Below are 21,311 nucleotides of genomic sequence, written 5' to 3'. Positions count from 1 at the left end.
CTGTTTTAAAGCAACGGGGCGCCGGTGGGGTAGCCGGAAAGGCTGAACACCCAGGCGGCGCAACGGTTATATAACTCAGAACACAACACGAAGTAGATGACAGAAAAGATTACGATCCGGTTTGATGCCGCCCAGTGCCTGAACCCGGCGGGTAAGCACGTGCGCGACGGCCTCTCCACGGGCCTGCGCACTGGAGACAACCTGTGGCTGAGTTGCGACGAGCGCACCACCATCGAGCGCCTGACTTTCAGCGACGGCTCCTTTGGCCATCACCAGTCCTTCGACCTGCGGGAGTACCTGGAACTGCCGGACGGCGACAACAGCGAGATTGACATTGAGGGCATGGCCACCACCGGCCATTATATATGGATCATAGGCTCGCACAGCCTGAAGCGCAAGAAGCCGCGCAGCCACGACTCCGTTAAAAAGCAGATGAAGCGCCTGGCTAAAATACAGAACGACCCCAACCGCTACCTGCTGGCGCGCATCCCTTTTTTGCTGAACAAGGAAACCGGGCAATACGAACTGCACAAGCAGTGCGAAGACCCGGATAAGCCCGGCCATGTGCTGCGGGCGGCCCAGCTGCACGGGAGCAAAACCAGCAGCCTGCTGACGGACGTGCTGCAGCAGGACGAGCACATCGCCCCCTTCCTGACCATTCCCGGCAAAGACAATGGCTTTGATGTGGAGGGGCTGACCACCAGCGGGGAGCGCATCTTTATCGGGCTGCGCGGGCCTGTGCTGCGGGGCTGGGCCATTGTGCTGGAGGTGGAGACCGAGGAAGACGAAAAGGGCCAGCTGCACTTGAAGCAACTGACGGAGGACCGTCCTTACAAAAAGCACTTCCTGCACCTGAGGGGCAAGGGCATCCGCGAACTGCGCATCTTCGGGGAGGATATGTACATACTGGCCGGACCCACCATGGACCAGGATGGGGTGATAGCCATATACCGCTGGCCCGGCGCAACCCGCCGGACCGAGCAGGAATGCATGGTCCACGCAAAGGAACTGGAGCGCCTGTGCGAGGTGCCGCACGGAAAAGACGCAGACTCCGGCAAAGACAAAGCAGAGGGCCTCGCTATATATGACGAGCAGCACGCGCTGGTGGTGTTCGACAGCCCCGTCGACGCGCGGAAGGTGGGGGCCGATGGGGTGCTTGCCGACATCATCCGGCTGGTTAGGTGATCCTGCTGAAACCTTATGCAGCGCAGCGGACTATACAGGCTAAATATACAAACGAAAACACAGAACGATGAACGACATACTCAAAGCTTTCGCGGGTGGGCTGGCAGGCGCCTGCGTGGTAACGGCGGTACACGAAACGGTGCGGCGCTTTAACCCTGATGCGCCCCGCATGGACGTGCTGGGCATGCGCTCTATTTCCAAGCTCATGCAGAAGGCCGGTGCCACGCCACCGCAGGACGAGGAGAAGCTACATACCTGGGCCCTGGTGGGCGATGTGGTTTCCAACTCGCTGTATTACAGCATGGCCGGTTCCGGCAAAGGAGCCTGGTGGCGGGGAGCCGTGTTAGGTGCCGCCGCCGGGGCAGGCGCGGTGCTGTTGCCCGGTCCGCTGGGGCTGGGTGAGGAGCCTAGCAACAAAACCACCGAAACACAGGCCTTGTCGGTAGGGTATTACCTGTTGGGCGGCCTGGTAGCCGCAGCCGTAGGCTATGCCCTCCGGGACAATGGTGAGTAAAGCCCGACGGAGTGAAATGCAGATAATGTTTTAGCTAAAGCCATTTCATAAGCAAGCTCAGACATATCAGCCATATAGATTTGCCTGAAACGAGCTTTCCGGGCTGTTTTTATATGGCTTTGAACAACAGCAAAGGGAGGTTCTAACGGACCTCCCTTTGCTGTTGTCAGGGTTTCTGCTCCTTTTTACATGTCATTGTCTGTGGGGGGTGTCGTTGTGCTGGCGGTGTCGCTGCCTGTGCCACTTTCGCCGCTCATTCCTGCGTCTGTGTCCCCCTCCGTCGCGCCGCTGTTTATATCCTCGGCTTCGGTAGCGTTGGTTTCCGTGTTCACGCCGGTCGTGTTCTCGCTGGTGCAGCTAGGCAGGCCCACGCTGAGCAGCATGGCTCCCGATAACAGGATTACATATGTCTTCTTCATCGTTTTCTATTTAATGGTTTGCTTTTTTGAATGGTCCGTTATTAATTGTTTTATAGTTTATTATCGTTGCGCCGGGCGCTTTATATACAAATCCTCTCCTGTTTTCCTGTCTCATATATAACCTCTTCTATACTAGCACTGCTTCCGGACCTATTTTTCCGGCTCATTTGCGCAGATACAAAGCACCTCCCGCGTGGGCGTGGGCACTTGGTAATCAGGCAGGGTGGGCTCCTTCATATAGACCACCTCCAACTGCGTGATAGGCTGGTCGGGGTGGTTCTCGTTCCAGCGGCGCATCAGGTAGTTGCAGTAGTAGGGCCGCATATAGGCGTTGCTCACAAACAGGTAGTTCTCGGAGTACTTGCGCCAGCGGTCGTTCTTAAACAGCGCCATCACCGAGGCGGGCTTCGCCTCGTCCACCTTCTTGCCCTGCTGGTTCAGGTCGATGGATTTGCCGCTGGCCGTGTGCCCCTCCAGTACATACCAGCCGTCGTCGCGGAATACAATGGGCGCAAACATGCCCCAGTGCTGGTCGAGGCGCAGGATGTAGCCGAACCACCTGCTGCTGTCGGGCAGTTTATATAGGGGAAGGTGCGTGCCGCTCAGGTTCCACCACACACAGTACAGCAGCGCGACCGCCACAAAGCCGTTGCGCAGCTGCGACAACAGGTGGCGGGGCGCCAGTGGGCGGTTTAGGCTTACCCGCACACTAAGCAGCGACGGCTGACGGAGGCGCTTGAAGATGTGCTGGAACTGCCCGGTGTAAGGCCTCCTGAAAGAGGAAAGCAGCCGCCTGTCAATCCAGTCCATCACCGGGCGCGGCAGCAGCCCCACCACCGAGGCGATGTTGATGAGGTAAAACAGCCCCACAAAAAGCGTCAGGCTGATGCCAATGTGGAACCCCACGAGTACCACTACCACCACCACCCGGAAAAAGTTATTGTAAAACGGGATGAGCAGCAGGAAGGGCAGCAGTAACTCGGTGTAATAAGCCCCCAGGGTGAGCACCCGCAGCAACTCCGGATAAGGATATATGAGCCTGCCGCCGGGCATCAGAATCTGGTCGAGGCTGAGGGCGTAGTAAAGGGCCGTGCCGTCGGTGTGCCACTCCGGCGAGTCTTTCAGCAGCGCGGTGCTGACGTACACAATGCCGACCTGCACGATATAGGCCACGGTTGCCGCGCTGAAATAACTGGTGCTGACAGAGGTGTCTGAAAGCGGCGGCTTTCGGGTAGCGTCGTAGGAATAGAATCTGCCCCAGGGCAGAAAAATACCCCAGAACAGGAGCATCCGGAGCAGGTCGTCGCCGCCCTGCCCTATCAGCGGGTTCCGGTTCTGCAGCGACAGCAGCAGCAGCCAGGTCAAGATGGTGGACAGCCGCGTTTTATAGCCCAGCAGCAGGCAAACCGCAAAAACTGCCGCCAGCGCGAACAGCACCGCCTGAAACTGCCACAGCCCGCTCATGGCATGGAACGAGAACAGGTAGGGCAGCCATACGTGCTGGTGCAGCACGTGCAGCGGCAGCACGCCCATGTTGGAGTAGTGCGCCTCCAGGTCGGTAGCCCGGATGGCAAGGTCCGTCAAGACAATACCCGCCAGCCATATCCGCATGATGCCCAGCGCACGCAGGTCCACCGTGAAAACTTTGCGAAAATATAGCTCCAGGTACTTCATCGGCAGTTCTTGGAAGAGAGTAGCGTTAAGCGCATTCCTCCGGGTTGGCTCGGGGTGGCGCAGCGAAGCTCCTGCAGCGGCACCTATAGCCTGGGCTTAAGGCAAGTTCTGTTTGCTGCCAGAGCAAGATTGAAACCCGCTAAAAGCAAAAAGGCAAAAACCATACGGTGCCTGCCTTTTTGCCTTCAGTGTGTCAACTGTAAGTCGTGTTATGCTATATGGTGGTAGAGCCACCAGTTGTTCCGGAGGTGGTGCCACCTGTGGTTGTACCGGTAGTAGTTCCAGTAGTCGTACCGGTGGTTGTACCCGTAGTTGTTCCGGTTGTTGTACCCGTAGTTGTTCCGGTTGTCATACCCGTGGTGGTGCCGGTCGTCATACCTGTTGTGGTGCCATCCGTGGTTCCGGTTGTTGTGCCATCCGTGGTTCCAGTTGTTGTGCCATCCGTGGTTCCAGTTGTTGTGCCATCCGTGGTTCCAGTTGTTGTACCGGTTGTGGTGGTACCCTCGGTAGTCGCGCCGGTGGTAGTGCCGTATTCGTCATCTGTCGTATCCATTCCCTCGGAATCCGTGGTGGTGTCAGTTGTTGAGCAACCAAATAGCAGGCCTCCCACTACCAGGGTTGATGCGCAAAAATTTACAAAAGTCTTTTTCATAGTCATGATTATTTGTTTCGTTTTAAACCCGTTTCTACAGTGCTTTAACCTTTAGGAAATTAATTGATCACTGTAGTTAGGATAAGCCTTTTACGGGGCAGGAAAAAAAAAGGCTATTATTTATTGTGCAATAAAATTAAAGCGCTGTCGATGCTTAACTGGCTGAGAAGCAGGAAAAATCAGGGCATATTATATATGTAATCCATATACTCTTCCACCTATATAGTTATATATAGCCCCCTTTGAGGAGCGGGCTGTGCAAAGTGCGTCATTACGAATCAGGGGAGGCCTGTGCCAGGTAATCTGCTTTGGCCGCCTCCAGCTCCGTTACTATCTCCTGCCGCTGCCGCCGCAGGCTGCTTACCAGGTCCTGCCGCTTTACGAAGAGGCGCAGCAGCAGCCAGTGCTCCCGCGTGCGCCGCAGCGTGCCCCAGTAGTACAGGGTAAAAAAGCCGCTGAGCGGCAGGCTCAGCAGGTGCAAGGTTGTCCAGGCCCAGGAGAGCTGCAGCAGCTCCCGCGCCAGCCACACCTCCAGCAGGTAAAACAGCGGAAATGTGAAAATGCCGACCGTCAGCATGATGGGCGCGTGCCATTCCTCCTCGTGGGTAGCCGCCCTGGCCGCTTTAGCCGGGATGATGTAAGGGAGGTAGTTGTGCAGCAGGCCGTAGCCATATACTGGCAGCCCCAACACCAGGAACAGCACGCGCAGCAAACTCTGCTGTAACACTGTGTCGCGGCGAAGGCCCATTGCCTCGTCCCTCAGGCGCAGCCGCCGGAGCTGCTCCATATAGTCGCCCAGTTTCTGTTTTAGCGCCGCCACCCGCACAGGGTCTTTCTGGCTGAAGTAGTTGATGCTGCTGACGATGGCCCTGGTAAGCAGAAAATCCTGCAGGTGCGCGGGGGCGTCGGAGGGGGCGTCTGCCGCCAGCCTGCCTTTGTACAGGATCTCCACCTGCCGGGCCAGTTCGTCTTCCTCATCCGTCGGCGTGTGGATGATGAGCCCTTCGAGGCGCTTCCTGATTTCCTCCGTCAGGGCCAGCACTGTCTCCTGCCCGTCCTGCTGGCAGGCCGCAACGTATTCAGCCACCGCAACCGGCTCGCCCACGTTTACAAACACGTCGCTTCGGAAGCGGGTGGGGGCCGTGTAGTTGAGTCCCACCGGCAGAATACGCAGGTCCGCAGCGCCAGCCGACAGGGCTTCCAGGGCAATGCGGGCGGTGCCGGTCTTGATCTTGCGCAGGCGCCGCTGGTTAAAGCTGTTCCCCTCCGGAAAGATGAGCAGTGTTTTGTGCTGCTGCAGCGCCACGGAGCTGGCCGCAAAGGCTTCCTCGTTGCTTATGGCCTGGCCGGGGTTGTCCTCGCGGCGGTGGATCGGGATCAGGTGCATCTGGCGCAGCATCCGGTTTTGGAGCCCAGAGCCGAACAACGTGCTCTTGGCGATAAAATAAACCGGCTGGCGCAGCAGCGAAGCCGTCACAATCGGGTCCATGAATGTGTTGGGGTGGTTCGAGACGACCAGGAGCGGCCCACGGTCTGGCATCAGGTGGCGGTTGCGCACCTCAAAGCGCCGGAAAAAGACCCACAGCCCAAGTTTATATATAAGTTTCAGGATGAGGTAGAGCATGGCGGCGTCAGGTGAAGAAGGGTGGCAGGCCAGGATAGCGATAACTTCCGAAGGGCAATATAGGCAAATTGTGTGCAATCCGACACCGCCGCCGTACGCAAGCTTCGGACACTTGCATGCTCCTTTGCCACCTCAAAGGCCAGCGCGGTTCATACATGGCCGCCTACTTTCATGCAGCCATATGAACTGCGCGAGCGCAGCGGGAAATTGAGGAGGAGCATGAAAGCTATATATAGCCAGCGCGCACAGTGCAGGTGCTGAGAGCAGCGAGAGGCGGCATATTGGCTGGAAACCAAAAAGCTTTGGCAAACAGGGATATATGTGACTATGCCTCTACCGACACCAGCCACTCATAAGCTGAGGTCAAATCCTCGAATACCTGTGTTTCGAAAGGAATGGGGTAGCGCTTGTTGTGCAGGAAATAGTGCAACTGATCTGCCGCCGCCTCGTCGAAATAGTTGATAATGGCGAAGCGCCTCAGCGGGAGCTGTCTGAACTCCATCAGGAACTCTGTTACGGTCCAGCGGAGATCATCCCTGGAAAGGGCGTGGAGCAGACGCCTGTCGGATATGGCAAAAGGGATGTTCATTTTCCAGATATAGCGGGAAGCCCTCATCACCGCATCCCGGTATTCCCCACTGCTGCAACTGCCGTACCACTGGCTTACCAGTACGTGGTGCGCCGTGTAATATTCGAGGTGTATGTACTCCGCGTCGAAAAGGACCATTGGTGGCGGCTTTTAGGTATTTACATATACTAATATTACTAATTACCACTTTAATAACAAATACCCTTACTTGTTTTAGACGCCGCTTTAAGCAGAAAATACTGCTGTTCGGGCGGATAATGCCTGGTTAAGCAAGGTTTTTGGGAGGCACAGGGGCCACCGCCGCGGGCAGCATATGCCTTGCGGCCGCTGCCCCTGTGCCCCGTTGATCTATATGCTCACCTACTTGGTGCGTAGGTTGTTGGCGTTGCTGCCGTCCAGTTTGCGGGTGTCCTCCTCGTTTTTGGCCGCTACATTACCTGCTTTTTCCTTGCCCTCATACTCTTTATCCAATATGTCCGCTTCTTCTTTTTTCGTGCCTGTCAGCGGCTCCGGGTTCTCGTCGGGCAGGCGCTTGCTCTCGTCCGCGTTCGTGATGATGTCGTCTTCTTTTGGTGCTTCCATGGTGGCCGGGTTTAAGTTTGTCTTCGTGTTTACGCAGGTCTGACCGGTTGTGTGGCGCAATGCCCCTGTAGCAGGACTTCAAACTGCACCTGGCAACTGTAGGGCACAAGCCGGGAAGAAGGGCCGGAGTTGACGACATTGGGATATATATCCCCATCCTGGATTTTACGCCGGGGATATATAAGGGAGTGCGGACCGGAGCCTGCCGCAAGTGACACCGGACGAAAACCAGCGGAGTAATTTTTTGCGGGATACGCTGCCTGAATGACACGGGAAGGCGGGAAATTTTTAACGAATTTCAATTAGAGCGATTTTACCTTTGCCACCCTTAACATTTTGCCTTAACTTTGGGCAATTTACACATATCTATCCAAATGCCTAAAGACACCAGTATCAAATCCATTCTCATTATTGGCTCTGGTCCCATCATTATCGGCCAGGCATGCGAATTCGATTACGCCGGCTCCCAGGCCGCCCGCTCGCTGCGCGAAGAGGGGATAGAGGTAACGCTCATCAACTCCAACCCCGCCACCATCATGACCGACCCGGTGACGGCCGACAACGTGTACCTGAAGCCGCTGGAGAAAAAGTACATCGTCGAGATTCTGGAGAAGCACAAGATCGACGCGGTGCTGCCCACCATGGGCGGCCAGACGGCCCTGAACCTTGCCATTGACTGCGAGAAAGCCGGTATCTGGAAAAAGTACGGCGTGCGCATCATCGGGGTCGACATCAAAGCGATTGAGACGACTGAGGATAGGGAGCAGTTCCGCCTGAAAATGCTGGAGCTGGGCGTGAATGTGTGCCGCGGCGAAACGGCCACCTCCTTCCTGGAAGGCAAAGAGATCGCGCAGGACATCGGCTTCCCGCTCGTGATCCGCCCCTCGTTTACGCTGGGCGGCTACGGCGGCGGCTTCGTGAACACACCGGCTGAGTTTGACGCGGCCCTGACGCGCGGCCTGCATGCCTCGCCTACGCACGAGGTGCTGATCGAGCAAAGCATCCTGGGCTGGAAAGAGTACGAGCTGGAGTTGCTGCGCGATAACATCGGCAACGTCATCATCATCTGCTCCATCGAAAACTTCGACCCCATGGGCGTCCACACCGGCGACTCCATCACGGTGGCCCCGGCCATGACGCTGCCCGACACCGTGTACCAGCAAATGCGCGACCTCGCCATCCGGATGATGAACGGCATCGGGCAGTTTGCCGGCGGCTGCAACGTGCAGTTCTCCGTGAACCCCGAAGATGATACCATCGTCGGGATTGAGATCAACCCGCGTGTGTCGCGCTCCTCGGCGCTCGCCTCCAAAGCCACTGGCTACCCCATCGCGAAAGTCGCCGCCAAACTGGCCATCGGCTACAACCTGGACGAGCTGAAGAACGCCATCACCAAAACGACTTCCGCTTACTTCGAGCCCGCGCTGGACTACGTGATTGTGAAGATACCGCGCTGGAACTTCGACAAGTTTCCGGGTGCCGACCGCAAGCTGGGCCTGCAGATGAAATCCGTTGGCGAGGTGATGGGCATCGGCCGCACCTTCCAGGAGGCATTGCAGAAGGCCTGCCAGAGCCTCGAAATAAAACGCAACGGCATCGGCGCAGACGGGAAGGAAAAGACGAATTACGATGAGCTGATCTACAGCCTGAAAAATCCGAGCTGGAACCGACTCTTCAGCATCAAGGACGCCATGCGCATCGGCATCCCGACCAGCACCATCCAGAAGCTCACCAAGATAGACCCGTGGTTCCTGGCCCAGATCGAGGAGCTGGACATGCTGGAGAAAGAGATCGAGAAATACAACCTGACCACTATCCCAACCGAGCTGCTGCGCGAGGCCAAGGTGAAAGGCTACGCCGACCGCCAGATTGCGCACCTGCTGCGCTGCAAGGAGAGCGAGGTACACAGCGTGCGCACCGAACTGGGCATCACGCGGGTATATAAAATGGTGGACACCTGCGCCGCCGAGTTCGCGGCCAGCACGCCCTACTACTACAGTACCTTCGATGGCGAGAACGAGAGCATCGTGTCTGACCGCAAGAAGGTGGTGGTGCTGGGCTCCGGCCCGAACCGCATCGGGCAGGGCATTGAGTTCGACTACAGCTGTGTACACGGCGTGCTGGCGGCCAGGGAGTGCGGCTACGAAACAATCATGATCAACTGCAACCCAGAAACGGTTTCCACAGACTTCGACATCTCCGACAAGCTGTACTTCGAGCCGGTGTTCTGGGAGCATATATACGACATCATCCTGCACGAGAAGCCGGAGGGCGTGATTGTGCAGCTCGGCGGCCAGACGGCTCTGAAACTGGCGGAGAAACTGGAGCGCTTCGGCGTCAAAATCTTCGGCACCAGCTACCAGGCGCTGGACCTGGCCGAGGACCGCGGCTCCTTCTCCAGGCTGTTGCGCGACCTGAGCATTCCATACCCGCCGTTTGCCGTGATCGAGACGGCGGAGGAGGCGCTGGAACTGAGCAAGGAGCTGAAGTTCCCGCTGCTGGTGCGGCCGAGCTACGTGCTGGGCGGGCAGAACATGAAAATCGTGATCAACGAGAAGGAACTGGAGGCCCATGTCATCGACCTGCTGAAGGACCACCCCGGCAACAAGGTGCTGCTGGACCACTTCCTCGACAACGCCATCGAAGCCGAGGCCGATGCCATCTGCGACGGGCAGGATGTGTATATATGCGGCATCATGGAGCACATCGAGCCAGCCGGTATCCACTCCGGCGACTCTTACGCGGTGCTGCCGCCGTTCGACCTGAGCGAGCACGTGCTGAACCAGATTGATGAATACACCCGGAAAATTGCGGTGGCGCTCCGGACGGTGGGTGTGATCAACATCCAGTTCGCCATCAAGAACGAGACGGTCTATATCATCGAGGCAAACCCGCGCGCGTCGCGCACCTTCCCGTTCATCGCCAAAGCGTACCGCGAGCCCTATATAAATTACGCCACCAAGATCATGCTGGGCGAGAAGAAGGTTAAGGACTTCGAGTTCAATCCCTACAAGCACGGCTATGCCATCAAGGTGCCGGTGTTCTCTTACAACAAATTCCCGGAAGTGAACAAGGAGCTCGGCCCGGAGATGAAATCCACCGGCGAGGCCATCTACTTTATTGACGACCTGGAAGACGACTACTTCACGAAGGTATATTCGGAGAGGAATCTGTACCTGAGTAAATAACCTTCCCCTGCCCCCTCCTAATAACAGGAGGGGGTTTTTGTTTGTATGAGTGGAACAGGCATATGATCGGGTTGTGTTAGAGAGCAAAGAACGATTATATGCGGAAAGATCAGTTACATAGCTTGCCCGGTTTGAGGCTGTAGCGCGCATTGCTGCGTAATAACCAAACGCCAGCGGAAGAGGAACTGTGGCGACTCCTGAGGAAGCATAAGTTAGGTGGGCGAGAGTGCAGGCGGCAGCATAGTAATGGGAGCTGTATCGTTGATTTTTATTGTGCAGCGGAAAAACTGGTTGTTGAGGTGGATGGCTCGGTTCAGGACACTAAAACCTGTGATGTAGAACTGCAGCACCTTGGCTACAAAGTTATCCGCATCAGAAACAGCGAAATATTTGAGCAACCTCAAGTAGTACTGCAAAAGATAACTGCGGCTTTTGAAAATATCTGAAGTTCCTCTCCTGTTTTTAGGAGGGGGCAGGGGGAGGTAAAATTTCCTATCTTTGCTTTACCCGCCAAAAAGGCATATAACAAACTTCCGGCAAAAGAGTTGTAAGTAAAAGGCGGGTACTGTTTTTACAGGAGGCTGAGCATATAACCAAGCGTAACCATGATCAAATTCATATTCACCACACTTCTTATCATTTTCTTCATCCGGCTGGTGGCACCCGTGCTGTTTAGGTGGCTGTTGGGGATTTTCATCAAAAAGAAGGTGCGCAACGGCACGTTCTTCTACACCAACATGCACCAGCAGCAAGGCCAGCAACAGGCCTACGGAAACGGCAGCCAGCAGAACGGCAGGGCCAGGGGCAACGTGAAAATCGACTATATACCGGAGCAGCCGGAGCGGCGGGATTTCAACGGCGGCCAGTACGTCGATTATGAAGAAGTGAAATAAAACCGCTATCTTTCAACCTCTATTCCGAGGTTTTTGAGAGATATGACAACTACTTCCTTTGACTTTAAGCGGGATGCGCTCCCGCATCTTATTGCTGTTCTTATATTCCTGATCCTGACGGCGGTATACTTCTCGCCCGTTCTTTTTGAAGACAAGGGCCTGGCCCAGCACGACATACTCCAGTTCAAGGGCGGCGCCAAAGAGATTCAGGATTACCGTGAGGCGACCGGCGAGGAGGCCCTCTGGACAAACTCAATGTTCGGCGGCATGCCGGCCTACCTGATCAACACCCACTTTTCCGGCGACTGGTCCGGTTATATCCACAAGATCCTGACGTTTGACCTGCCAGCCCTGGCCGGTAACATCTTCATCACGCTGCTTTGCGCTTATATACTTTTGGTGGCCATGGGCATGAGCTCGTGGCTGGCCATGGTGGGCGCAGTGGCGTTTGCCTTCACTTCCTACAACATCATTATTTTAGAGGCGGGCCACAACACCAAGTCGCTCACGATTGCCTATATCCCCATGGTGCTGGCGGGCCTCCTATATGCGCTGCGCCGCAACCTCTGGATTGGGGCCGCGCTGTTTGCCGTGGGCCTCACCATGAACCTGCACTTCAATCACCTGCAGATGACGTACTATATGCTGCTGCTGGTGATCATCTTTGGTATTGTGGAGCTTATATATGCCCTCCGGCACGGCACCATCGTGGAGCTGCTGAAGCGCGGGCTGGTATTGGGCGTGGCTGCCATTCTGGCGGTGGGCGTGAACTTCGGGCGGCTATATACCACTGCAGAGTACGGCGAGCACAGCATCCGGGGCAAATCAGAACTCACCCAGCCGAACAGCGGCGAGAACGTGGGTAGCGGCCTGGACCGCGAGTATGCCTTTAACTGGAGCTATGGCATCACCGAAACGATGACGCTGCTGATACCGGATTTCTTTGGCGGCAGCTCCAGCGCATCCTTGGGCACCGACTCCGAAACCTACCAGGCCTTCACCAGCATGGGCGTGCCGCCGGTGCAGGCCGAGCAGATTGTGACGCAGGGACTGCCCATGTACTGGGGGCCGCAGCCCATCACGAGCGGGCCGGTGTATGTGGGCGCCATTGTCTGCTTCCTGTTTGTGTTGGGGATTTTTATCGTGGACAGGCGCTGGGTGAGCTGGCTCGTGGCGGGTACTATTCTGTCCATCGTGCTGGCCTGGGGCAAAAACTTCGAGGCCTTCAACTTCTTCATGTTCGATTACTTTCCGGGCTACAACAAGTTCAGGGCGGTGTCGTCGGCGCTCGTGATTGCGCAGGTCACCATGCCGTTCCTGGCGCTGCTGGCTCTCTGGAAGCTGATCAACGAAAAAGGCGCCATCAGAGATTTGGACAGGAAGCTGCTGATTTCGGGCGGCATCACCGCCGGTATCTGTTTGCTGGTGTGGCTTTTTGCCGGAACAGCCAGCTTTGTGGGGGCCTCTGACCAGCAATTGATTCAGGCGCAGTTCCCCATCGACGCCATCCGGGCCGACCGCGAGAGCATGATGCGGTCCGACGCTTTCCGTTCGTTGGTGTTTATCGTGCTGGCGGCGGGCCTGCTGTACCTCTACCTCAAGAACAAGCTTTCTGCCAATGTGGCCATTGCCGGGGTAGGGCTGCTGGTGCTCGCGGATCTGTGGGCGGTGGACAAGCGCTACCTGAACAGCAACGACTTTCAGCGCAATGTGGTGGCAACGCATTTCCAGCCAACGCCCGCCGATCAGGCCATCCTGCAGGACAAGGACTTGAGTTACCGCGTCATCTACCTGCCTAACCCGTTCAACGATGCCCGCACTTCTTACTTCCACAAATCCATCGGGGGCTACCACGGGGCCAAACTGCGCCGCTACCAGGATGTCATCGACCGCCATATAGCCCAGAACAACCTGGAGGTGTACCGCATGCTGAACACCCGCTACGCCATCACAGGCGACCCGAAGCAGCCGGTGCAGCGCGTGCCGGGCGCTTTGGGCAATGCCTGGTTCGTGGAGGAGGTGAAGCCGGTGCAGTCGCCGGACGAGGAACTGGAGGCCCTGACCATGTTTGATGCCGGCGCGACAGCCGTGGTGGATGTCACCAAATTCCCGATCGAGGACCACAGCTACGCTACCGAGAACGCCTCCATCAAGCTCACCGAATACCAGCCCAACTATCTGAAATATGCATACGAGGCGGCAGAGGAAGGATTGGTGGTGTTCTCCGAGATATACTATGCCGACGGCTGGCAGGCCTACCTCGACGGAAAGCCAGTGGAGCATTTCCGAGCGGACTATATCCTGCGGGCCATGCAGGTGCCCGCAGGCAAGCATACCATCGAGTTTAAGTTCGAGCCGAAGGCATACACCCTGGGCAACACCGTTTCTATGATATCTTCCATCCTGCTGCTGCTCGTAATAGTGGGTGCCATCACCTATGCCGTCAAGAAAAAGCCGACAGAGGTACCTATTGTGGAGAAAGTCTGAATTGAGTTATGAGTTCCGAGTTCAGGGCTCCGGGTTGGAAATAGCTATATTATATATAAAGAAGCCTCAGCCTGTTGCTGGGGCTTCTTTTTGATAAGTGCCCGGACAAAATTAAATTACTCTATCTGAAGGCATGATACACCGCAAGCTTCTGAATGCCAATCGAAGGGAGTGTGGAAAGTCTTATGTCCGGATACCTGATACTAATGTCCTTTTTCTTAAATGGAAACACCGCTGCAACAACTACAGGACCCACTGCTGCTGGAGCAAGAGGTAGCGCTATATATAAAGCGGGAGGATCTGCTGCACCCGGAGATATCAGGGAACAAGTGGCGCAAACTGAAATACAACCTGCGGGAGGCAAAGCGGCTGCACCACCATACCGTGCTGACTTTTGGCGGCGCCTACTCCAACCATATAGCGGCCACGGCGGCGGCAGGCAAGGCGTATGGCTTCGGCACCATCGGCATTATCAGGGGGGAGGAGCACCTGCCCCTGAACCCGACACTACGCTTCGCTGCCTCCTGCGGGATGGAGTTAGAATATGTCTCCCGCGAAACTTACCGTCAGAAAGCTGAACCCAAATTTTTGCAGGAACTGTCGGATCAGTACAATCAGCCATATATCCTTCCGGAAGGCGGCACGAACAACTTTGCCGTAAAAGGCTGCACCGAAATTGTAGAGGACATCGCCGCCGACTACGACTATATATGCTGCGCCTCGGGCACAGGCGGAACCCTGGCAGGTATCATCGCCGGGCTGGCCGGGGAAAAGAAAGTGCTGGGTTTTCCTGCGCTGAAGGGAGGCGGTTTTCTGCAGGAGGATATAAAACAGCTGGTATATGGCTACAGCGGCCGGGAGTTCAGCAACTGGCAACTCATCACCGACTACCACTTTGGCGGCTATGCCAAAGTAAAGCCGGAGTTGCTGGCGTTCATGCATGCGTTTCAGCAGCAACACCATATCCCGCTGGAGCCCATCTACACGGGCAAAATGTTCTATGGCCTCTTCGACCTGGTCCGGCAGGGCTACTTCCCCAAAGGCAGCCGCATTGTCGCCATCCATACCGGCGGCCTGCAGGGCAACGCTGGCTTTAGAGAGCGGCTTGGGGTGGAGGGATAAGCATGCATGGAAACAAGGCCTGTGGCGACAGTGGCAGGCAGAGCAGTAGCAGATCAAGAATGTTTACCAGGGAGCGGAAAGGCGCTGGCTATATATAAATAAAGCCGCAACAGGGCGGCTTTATTTATATGGGAAAAATACTGGTGATCAGGCTATAAAGAGGGAGGCGACATTCAGGACAGTTTCCATCGGCAGCGGCTCGTCGAAAGCCTCCGTTACGCTGGCGGCGGCAACACCCGACACGGCAGGCACATCCACTCCGGCCTGCATCGTCTCGGCCTCGCCGTCATATATGGCCTGTGTTGGGGCTGGCATTCCTGCACCGCGCTCATCGTTCGTAATCCAGCCTTTCAGGCCGCGAATTCTGCGCACGATGGCCGCGTGGCGTGCCTCCACTGCATGTATCTGCAGGGCAGCCGTCAGCACCTCGTTGCTGGCTACCAGGTTGGCTGCCTGTCCCTTGTAAGCGCGCACGCCGGTGTCTTCAAATGCCTGCGACAGCGCCAGGTAGGTGGCGGGGTTCGAGTTCCAGTCGGGGAAAGCGCCACCGGCTGAGAAATCAAAAGTCGGCTTGTCTACCGGCGTGGCCCCCAGACTGGTGATGGCAGTTTTCAGGAATGCCACGTGTGCCACCTCATGGTCGCGCACATCCTCAAAAAAGGCCATGTTCTCGCTTGCGATGGCTCCGCTCGCCGCCAGGCCCTGCATGTAAAAGTCAGCCTCCAGGTACTCCAGCGTCAGGGCGTAGTTCAGCACATCCGCAATGCCGCTGGTCGACTGGCCGTAGGCTTTCTTAAACATGGTGCCCATGGCGATGGGAACTGCTGCCAGCGCCACTTTTTTCCCGAAGCTGCCAAGGCTGCTGAAAGCCTGCCGGCGGGAGGCAAACCGGTCATATACCTCGCCGTCCACTTTCTCTATCTCCTGTATAATTCTGAATATGTTCATATCTGTATCTCCTGTGCTTATTTGGGTAAGTTGCTGAAGTTAATTTCTGTGGCGATAAAAGCGCCTGCTGCGCCCAGCACCTCCGTCGGCGACATGGCCCTGTCGAGTCCGTTCGCGTCCACCATCTCTGCGCCGTAGGCCCTGGCATTTTCGCTGATGAGGTCGTGGATGGCAGCGGCGTGCCTGGCCTCCACCGACACAATCTTGCCTCCCATCAGGAGGTAGGTCAGGCCTGCGCCGGTGTCCGTAAAGAGCTTGCCCGCGCCGTTATAGGCGGCCACGCCCAGGTCCTCGAAGGTTTTGGCTGTCTGCAGCACGCTGTTCTTGTCTTTAAAGTTGATGGAGCTGAAATCCACCTCCAGGTCCGGGATGGCCTTGTTGCCCAGGGCGGCTTTGAAGAACTCGCGGTGCGCCACCTCGTGCGCCATCAGGTCCTGCATCACCATCATCTCATCCGCGGAGAGCGCCGATGCGGACTCGGCTACCACGGCGGTGTAAAAGGCTGCCTCCAGTTGCTCCAGGGCATAGGCGTAGTTCAGAATACCGATGTCGCCGGAGCCTAAGTCCACGGCCTTGTCGTTCATGGGAGGAGTCACCTCGTCATCCTCATCGCAGGAGGTGGTGAGCAGGAGGGTAGTGGCCGCTGCCGTGGCACCGGCATACCTAAAAAACGTGCGCCGCTGCATGGGGCCGCCCAGGGACTTCATCAGCCCTCCTTCTCTCTCTTCGGGCTTTGTCTGTTCTCTCATAATTTTACTTTTTAGATGGATAAATAATATGGCGGCTGGCAAGCCCCGGAAACCAAAACCAAGGCACCAGTTCCTTTTGATTGTAGCAGACCTACGGCGGCGCTTTCGGGGCGGATTTAGGGAGGTATAAAAAAATAAGGATGGCATAACACCGTTATAAGGCGGGGCAGCCGCCTTTCAGTAGTGCAGGCCGGATTAGAATGGGAAGCATCGTCAGGAATACTTCATCTTTACCCGCAGACGCGCCTATATAGCCGGATGCCTGAATTTTGCGGGGACGCTCTAATTTTTATTATTCGTACATTTGTTTTGTGCAAGTCGTACCTTAGTGGCTGATTTCGGGTTATATATGCGGGCGTTTCTTCTTCTTGTTTCTCTCTGTGCGGCGCTTGCTGTGCCCGGCCGGGCACAGCAAATCAGCATTGAGCTGGGCAAGAGCCCGCTGCCCATCAACCAGTATTACACCATCTCCATCAAACTGCAGGACCAGCAACTGAAAGATTACACGCCCTTCCCGGAGATAGAGGGCTTTAAGAAGAGCAACAGGTACTCCTCCACCAAAACCATCATCACGGGCGGCAAAACCAGCACCGTGCTGACCATTGTGCAGAATTACGCGGCGCTGGAGGAAGGGGAATATGCGGTGCGGCCTTTCTCGATGCGGGTGAACGGGCAGATGGTGCAGTCGCAGGGGATGCCGGTAAAAGTGACGCCCATGCAGGCCAATGCGCCCCAGGCCCTGAACATGCCCAACCTGATTCTGGAGGATATAGACGAGCCGCCTGTGGAAGACGAGCCGGAGTTCGTGGACAAGGAAGACAACGCCTTCCTGACGATCTACACCAACAAGAAAGAGGTGTTCGTGGGCGAGGGTGTCAACGTGGTGCTGTACTTTTACCTGGCGGAGGCAGACCAGCCCCTGCTCGATTTCTATAACTTTGCCGACCAGCTGGCAGGAATTCTGAAGCAGATGCAGCAGCCGCATGCCTGGGAGGAAACGTTTGATTACACGGAGATTACGCCTGAAAACGTAACGGTGCAGGGCGAGCCTTATCTTCGGTTCAAGCTGTATGAGGCCGTGCTGTTCCCGCTGAGCCTGGAGCCGCTCCGCTTTCCGCAACTGAAACTGCAGATGATCAAGTACAAGGTGGCCAGGCACCCGAGCCTGCTGACGCAGGACCGGCAGGAGGGCTACAAGATATTCTATTCGCGGGAGCGGGTGATACCGGTGAGAGAACTGCCGCCGCACCCGCTGCGCGACGTGGTGCCCGTGGGCGATTACCGGCTGCATGAAAGCCTGTCGGAGAAAAAAGTGGCCGTGAACAAGAGTTTTACCTATCTTTTCGAGGTGGAAGGGGAGGGGAATCTATCGGCCATCATGCCGCCAGTGCCGGAGGCGCCGCCAGGGCTGGAGTTCTACCCGCCGAATGTGCGGCAGGACGTAACGAAGCGCGCCGGACGTGTGGTTGGCGCCAAGTCTTTTTCGTACGCGGTGCTGCCACGCCAGGCCGGGCAGTATAACCTGCGGGAGACGATGCACTGGATATACTTTAACCCCACCACCGCCGCCTACGACACCCTGCGGCCCTCGCTGCAGGTGCAGGTGGCTGGCCGCAGCGACAACAGCATGGCCGTGGCCTTAACCAGAGACTTAGGATCTTTTTATAACATCATCCAAAACGAAGACAACACGCTGGTGAACATGCACCTGCTGGACAGGATAAAGCGCTATACCAACATCATCCTGCTGGTGCTGCTGGCGGTGTCGGCCTTCGTTTTCTTAAAAAAATAGACATGAGCAATACCTACGGAAAACTTTTCCGAATCACAACGTTTGGCGAGTCGCACGGCGCGGCTGTGGGCGTGATAGTAGACGGCTGCCCCGCCGGGCTGGACATCAGCGCCGCCGAGATTCAGCATGCCCTGGACCGCCGCCGCCCGGGCCAGTCGAAGATTACGACGCCGCGCCAGGAAGAGGACAAAGTGACCATCCTGTCGGGCGTGTTTGAGGAAAAGACGCAGGGCACGCCCATTGCCATGGTGGTGAACAACAAAGACCAGCACAGCCACGACTACAGCCATATACAGCACGCTTTCCGCCCTTCGCACGCCGATTATACCTACACCGCCAAATACGGCACACGCGATTACCGGGGGGGAGGCCGCAGCTCGGCCCGCGAAACAGTGGCCCGTGTGGCCGCAGGTGCGCTGGCTGCCAAATTGCTGCAGAAGCACGGTATCAGCATCAGGGCTTATGTGTCGCAGGTGGGCAAAATCAAGCTGGACAAACCCTACACCGAACTCGACCTGAATCAGATAGACGCCAACATCGTGCGCTGCCCCGACGCCTCCACAGCAGATGAGATGATCAGCCTGATAGAGGACGCCCGCGACAGCCTCGACACCATTGGCGGCGTGGTGAGCTGCGTGATACAGGGCGTGCCGGCCGGTCTGGGCGAGCCTGTGTTCGATAAGCTGCACGCCGAGTTGGGCAAGGCCATGCTGAGCATCAACGCCGTGAAGGGCTTTGAGTACGGCAGCGGCTTTGAGGGGGTGAAGATGCGCGGCTCGGGGCACAACGACGAGTTCTATACCGATGCCGAGGGTAAAGTCCGCACCCGCACCAACCACTCCGGCGGCATACAGGGCGGCATCAGCAACGGCCAGGACATCTACTTCAACGTGGCCTTTAAGCCGGTGGCCACCATTCTGCAGCCGCAGCAAACCATCAACGACACCGGGGAAGACATCACCCTGAAAGGCAAAGGCCGCCATGACCCCTGCGTGCTGCCCCGCGCCGTGCCGATTGTGGATGCCATGGCCGCGCTCGTGCTCGCCGACTTTATGATGCGCCAGCAGGCGAGCAAACTGTAGTTACTTTCCCGCAGTGGTGCCTGTCGGTATATAAGTCCACATAATCAGGCCGTTAGGGTGTTGAACAGGTTTGCAGGCGCTATTTGATAATAGTGATAACAGAAGCTTGACATGCGGGTTAGCATACATAGCCTTTCGTAACAATACGGGAAACAGCTACGGATATTGTGAACATCTATATATAAACATAAATCTATATAAACCGGAAGCGCCGCCCTACTAATAGGGCGGCGCTTCCGGTTTATATAGGGCTGTGTGTCTAAAACAAGCGCAGATGCACCACCAGGAACCACACCAGGAGCAGGGCGGGCAGCAGGAACGGGATGGAGTAGCGAATGACATAGCCGAAGAAAGACGGCATTTTAATACCAGCACTCTCGGCTATCGCCTTCACCATAAAGTTTGGCCCATTACCGATATAGGTGAAAGCGCCAAACAACACGGAGGCCAGCGAGACAGCCTCCAGCAGCACAATCGTCTCTGCCCCGGCGGGCCCGGTGCCCAGGGCAAACTGCCGCACCTCCACCACGCTGTTCTGCGCCATGTCGTACTTGGCCATGGCCAGCGACAGGAAGTTGGCATAGGTCGGGGCGTTGTCGAGGAAGCCGGAAAGGGAGCCTGTGGCCCAGTACAGGAAGTTCGGCGTGATGAACCGCGCATACTCCGGAGCCGAGGCAATGGCGGCAGAAAGCTGCAGGGCGGGCATCATGGTGAAGAAAATACCGAAAAACAGGAACACCACTTCCAGAATCGGGCCGAAGCTGAACTGGTTGCCCGCCAGGGCGGTCTTGCTGGAGTACCGGTAGCACATAAAGGCCGCCGACAGCTGGATGATCTCACGCAGGAACGAGAGTTTGCCGCCGTCGTAGGCTATATATGGCAGCCCCTCCACCACATTCGGGTCCAGGAAAATAGCGCCGATGACCACACCCAGCCAGATCAGGTTGCGCTTGCCGGTGACGTGCCACTCCGTCTTCTCCCGGTTTTTGGCCTCCACATCCGGATTTGGCCTGAAGTGCTCTTTGTTGCGCCTGTCAAGTAAAAAGAAGATAAGGCAGAGTACTGAGACAGCCGCCAGCCAGGGCACGAACAGGTGCTGGAGCGTCCAGAAAAACGGCACGCCCTTCAGAAAACCAATGAACAGCGGCGGGTCGCCAAGCGGCGTGAGCAAACCCCCGGCGTTGCTGACGATAAAGATGAAGAAGATGATCTGGTAAGGCTTGATGCGGTGTACGTTCAGGCGGATGAACGGGCGGATGAGCAGGAGCGAGGCACCCGTGGTGCCCACAAAATTAGCCAGCACGGCCCCAACCGCTACCAGCGCCACGTTCATGAGCGGCGTGGCGTTCGCGTTGATGTTGATGTATATACCGCCCGCGGCTATATATAGTGAACTCAGCAACACGGCAAAAGAAACATACTCTGCCAGCGTATGCACGGGCATATGGTAATCCTGCAGCACAAGCAGGTAATAGGCGAGCACGGCCAGGCCCAGGGTAACGGCCACAGTCTTATAGTTGTGCTCCCAGAAATGGCCAAAGAAGATCGGCCCGGCGGCAATCATCCCAATTAGAAGCAGGAAAGGTATGATAAGTAGAAGAGGAAGCGCGTGCGGGGGCTGCGCCAGCAGAATAAAGTTGATTAGCATATATAAAAATGTGCGGGGTTACGTCCGTTCAGGTTTTATTGCAGGGCAAAGATACGTTTTCTGAGGAAAATAGCTACCGGAAGCTACTGTGCGCGTTGGGGTTGTGCGGCGGCGCCATATGCAGGCGCCAGAATGTGGCCGGGCACCGGAGCGAGAGATAAGG

At 56.6% G+C, this 21,311-nt stretch carries 18 protein-coding genes; 9 read left to right on the top strand and 9 right to left on the bottom strand.

Going from position 1 to position 21,311, the window contains the following annotated elements; genetic code table 11:
* Positions 1-96: 96 nt before the first annotated feature.
* Together GSQ62_RS07770 and GSQ62_RS07765 are read left to right on the top strand one after the other, a co-directional pair.
* Positions 97-1,185 (top strand): DUF3616 domain-containing protein, encoded by a 1,089-nt coding sequence (locus GSQ62_RS07770; protein WP_161888983.1) that lies wholly within the window; start codon positions 97-99, stop codon positions 1,183-1,185.
* A 67-nt stretch (positions 1,186-1,252) separates the two neighbouring features.
* Complete coding sequence (locus tag GSQ62_RS07765; protein WP_161888982.1) at positions 1,253-1,699, top strand: hypothetical protein; 447 nt, start codon at positions 1,253-1,255, stop codon at positions 1,697-1,699.
* Positions 1,700-1,884: 185 nt separating this feature from the next.
* Here the strand turns inward: GSQ62_RS07765 and GSQ62_RS07760 are convergent, their stop codons facing one another.
* The 6 genes from GSQ62_RS07760 to GSQ62_RS07735 form a co-directional block, all read right to left on the bottom strand.
* The gene (locus GSQ62_RS07760) at positions 1,885-2,118 is read right to left on the bottom strand and encodes a hypothetical protein (protein ID WP_161888981.1); all 234 of its coding nucleotides are present in this window, start codon (positions 2,116-2,118) and stop codon (positions 1,885-1,887) included.
* A 150-nt stretch (positions 2,119-2,268) separates the two neighbouring features.
* On the bottom strand, positions 2,269-3,792 hold the full coding sequence (locus tag GSQ62_RS07755; RefSeq protein WP_161888980.1) for an HTTM domain-containing protein: 1,524 nt from the start codon (positions 3,790-3,792) through the stop codon (positions 2,269-2,271).
* Positions 3,793-4,006: 214 nt separating this feature from the next.
* Entirely contained in the window at positions 4,007-4,345 is a 339-nt protein-coding gene (locus GSQ62_RS07750) for a hypothetical protein (RefSeq protein WP_202621859.1), read from the bottom strand.
* A 370-nt stretch (positions 4,346-4,715) separates the two neighbouring features.
* Complete coding sequence (locus tag GSQ62_RS07745) at positions 4,716-6,068, bottom strand: lysophospholipid acyltransferase family protein (RefSeq protein ID WP_161888979.1); 1,353 nt, start codon at positions 6,066-6,068, stop codon at positions 4,716-4,718.
* A gap of 325 nt (positions 6,069-6,393) precedes the next feature.
* Entirely contained in the window at positions 6,394-6,795 is a 402-nt protein-coding gene (locus tag GSQ62_RS07740) for a hypothetical protein (RefSeq protein ID WP_161888978.1), read from the bottom strand.
* Between the two features lie 222 nt (positions 6,796-7,017).
* Complete coding sequence (locus tag GSQ62_RS07735; protein WP_237587067.1) at positions 7,018-7,239, bottom strand: hypothetical protein; 222 nt, start codon at positions 7,237-7,239, stop codon at positions 7,018-7,020.
* A gap of 374 nt (positions 7,240-7,613) precedes the next feature.
* Here GSQ62_RS07735 and carB point away from each other — a divergent pair, with 374 nt between their 5' ends.
* The 5 genes from carB (at position 7,614) to GSQ62_RS07710 (ending at position 14,929) form a co-directional block, all read left to right on the top strand.
* Positions 7,614-10,427, top strand: a complete 2,814-nt coding sequence (gene carB, locus GSQ62_RS07730) for a carbamoyl-phosphate synthase large subunit (RefSeq protein ID WP_161888976.1) — start codon at positions 7,614-7,616, stop codon at positions 10,425-10,427.
* A gap of 149 nt (positions 10,428-10,576) precedes the next feature.
* On the top strand, positions 10,577-10,873 hold the full coding sequence (locus GSQ62_RS07725; protein ID WP_161888975.1) for an endonuclease domain-containing protein: 297 nt from the start codon (positions 10,577-10,579) through the stop codon (positions 10,871-10,873).
* A gap of 159 nt (positions 10,874-11,032) precedes the next feature.
* Positions 11,033-11,320 (top strand): DUF4834 family protein, encoded by a 288-nt coding sequence (locus GSQ62_RS07720; RefSeq protein WP_161888974.1) that lies wholly within the window; start codon positions 11,033-11,035, stop codon positions 11,318-11,320.
* Between the two features lie 42 nt (positions 11,321-11,362).
* A complete protein-coding gene (locus GSQ62_RS07715; protein WP_161888973.1) occupies positions 11,363-13,807 on the top strand; it encodes a YfhO family protein in 2,445 nt (814 codons plus the stop codon).
* Between the two features lie 222 nt (positions 13,808-14,029).
* On the top strand, positions 14,030-14,929 hold the full coding sequence (locus GSQ62_RS07710; RefSeq protein WP_161888972.1) for a 1-aminocyclopropane-1-carboxylate deaminase/D-cysteine desulfhydrase: 900 nt from the start codon (positions 14,030-14,032) through the stop codon (positions 14,927-14,929).
* A 147-nt stretch (positions 14,930-15,076) separates the two neighbouring features.
* On the opposite strand, the gene GSQ62_RS07705 is transcribed toward GSQ62_RS07710, so the two are convergent.
* Both GSQ62_RS07705 and GSQ62_RS07700 read right to left on the bottom strand, forming a co-directional pair.
* Positions 15,077-15,877 carry a ferritin-like domain-containing protein gene (locus GSQ62_RS07705; RefSeq protein ID WP_161888971.1) on the bottom strand — a complete coding sequence of 267 codons (801 nt, stop codon included), beginning with the start codon at positions 15,875-15,877 and terminating at the stop codon, positions 15,077-15,079.
* Positions 15,878-15,894: 17 nt separating this feature from the next.
* A complete protein-coding gene (locus GSQ62_RS07700; RefSeq protein ID WP_237587065.1) occupies positions 15,895-16,626 on the bottom strand; it encodes a ferritin-like domain-containing protein in 732 nt (243 codons plus the stop codon).
* A 349-nt stretch (positions 16,627-16,975) separates the two neighbouring features.
* Here GSQ62_RS07700 and GSQ62_RS07695 point away from each other — a divergent pair, with 349 nt between their 5' ends.
* On the top strand, positions 16,976-18,418 hold the full coding sequence (locus GSQ62_RS07695) for a BatD family protein (RefSeq protein ID WP_161888970.1): 1,443 nt from the start codon (positions 16,976-16,978) through the stop codon (positions 18,416-18,418).
* 2 nt (positions 18,419-18,420) lie between these two features.
* The gene (gene aroC / locus GSQ62_RS07690; protein ID WP_161888969.1) at positions 18,421-19,500 is read left to right on the top strand and encodes a chorismate synthase; all 1,080 of its coding nucleotides are present in this window, start codon (positions 18,421-18,423) and stop codon (positions 19,498-19,500) included.
* Between the two features lie 259 nt (positions 19,501-19,759).
* On the opposite strand, the gene GSQ62_RS07685 is transcribed toward aroC, so the two are convergent.
* Positions 19,760-21,148, bottom strand: coding sequence for a sodium:proton antiporter (locus GSQ62_RS07685; RefSeq protein WP_161888968.1), 1,389 nt, complete (start codon positions 21,146-21,148; stop codon positions 19,760-19,762).
* Between the last annotated feature and the right edge of the window lie 163 nt (positions 21,149-21,311).

Origin of the sequence: Pontibacter russatus, assembly GCF_009931655.1 — a bacterium.
Lineage (GTDB): Bacteria > Bacteroidota > Bacteroidia > Cytophagales > Hymenobacteraceae > Pontibacter > Pontibacter russatus.
This window is presented reverse-complemented; position numbering and strand designations above follow the sequence as displayed.

Coding starts and splice junctions, on each gene's coding strand:
- GSQ62_RS07770 (WP_161888983.1), top strand. CDS start 97: ATGACAGAAAAGATTACGATCCGGTTTGATGCCGCCCAGTGCCTGAAC.
- GSQ62_RS07765 (WP_161888982.1), top strand. CDS start 1,253: ATGAACGACATACTCAAAGCTTTCGCGGGTGGGCTGGCAGGCGCCTGC.
- GSQ62_RS07760 (WP_161888981.1), bottom strand. CDS start 2,118: ATGAAGAAGACATATGTAATCCTGTTATCGGGAGCCATGCTGCTCAGC.
- GSQ62_RS07755 (WP_161888980.1), bottom strand. CDS start 3,792: ATGAAGTACCTGGAGCTATATTTTCGCAAAGTTTTCACGGTGGACCTG.
- GSQ62_RS07750 (WP_202621859.1), bottom strand. CDS start 4,345: ATGGATACGACAGATGACGAATACGGCACTACCACCGGCGCGACTACC.
- GSQ62_RS07745 (WP_161888979.1), bottom strand. CDS start 6,068: ATGCTCTACCTCATCCTGAAACTTATATATAAACTTGGGCTGTGGGTC.
- GSQ62_RS07740 (WP_161888978.1), bottom strand. CDS start 6,795: ATGGTCCTTTTCGACGCGGAGTACATACACCTCGAATATTACACGGCG.
- GSQ62_RS07735 (WP_237587067.1), bottom strand. CDS start 7,239: ATGGAAGCACCAAAAGAAGACGACATCATCACGAACGCGGACGAGAGC.
- carB (WP_161888976.1), top strand. CDS start 7,614: ATGCCTAAAGACACCAGTATCAAATCCATTCTCATTATTGGCTCTGGT.
- GSQ62_RS07720 (WP_161888974.1), top strand. CDS start 11,033: ATGATCAAATTCATATTCACCACACTTCTTATCATTTTCTTCATCCGG.
- GSQ62_RS07715 (WP_161888973.1), top strand. CDS start 11,363: ATGACAACTACTTCCTTTGACTTTAAGCGGGATGCGCTCCCGCATCTT.
- GSQ62_RS07710 (WP_161888972.1), top strand. CDS start 14,030: ATGGAAACACCGCTGCAACAACTACAGGACCCACTGCTGCTGGAGCAA.
- GSQ62_RS07705 (WP_161888971.1), bottom strand. CDS start 15,877: ATGAACATATTCAGAATTATACAGGAGATAGAGAAAGTGGACGGCGAG.
- GSQ62_RS07700 (WP_237587065.1), bottom strand. CDS start 16,626: ATGAGAGAACAGACAAAGCCCGAAGAGAGAGAAGGAGGGCTGATGAAG.
- GSQ62_RS07695 (WP_161888970.1), top strand. CDS start 16,976: ATGCGGGCGTTTCTTCTTCTTGTTTCTCTCTGTGCGGCGCTTGCTGTG.
- aroC (WP_161888969.1), top strand. CDS start 18,421: ATGAGCAATACCTACGGAAAACTTTTCCGAATCACAACGTTTGGCGAG.
- GSQ62_RS07685 (WP_161888968.1), bottom strand. CDS start 21,148: ATGCTAATCAACTTTATTCTGCTGGCGCAGCCCCCGCACGCGCTTCCT.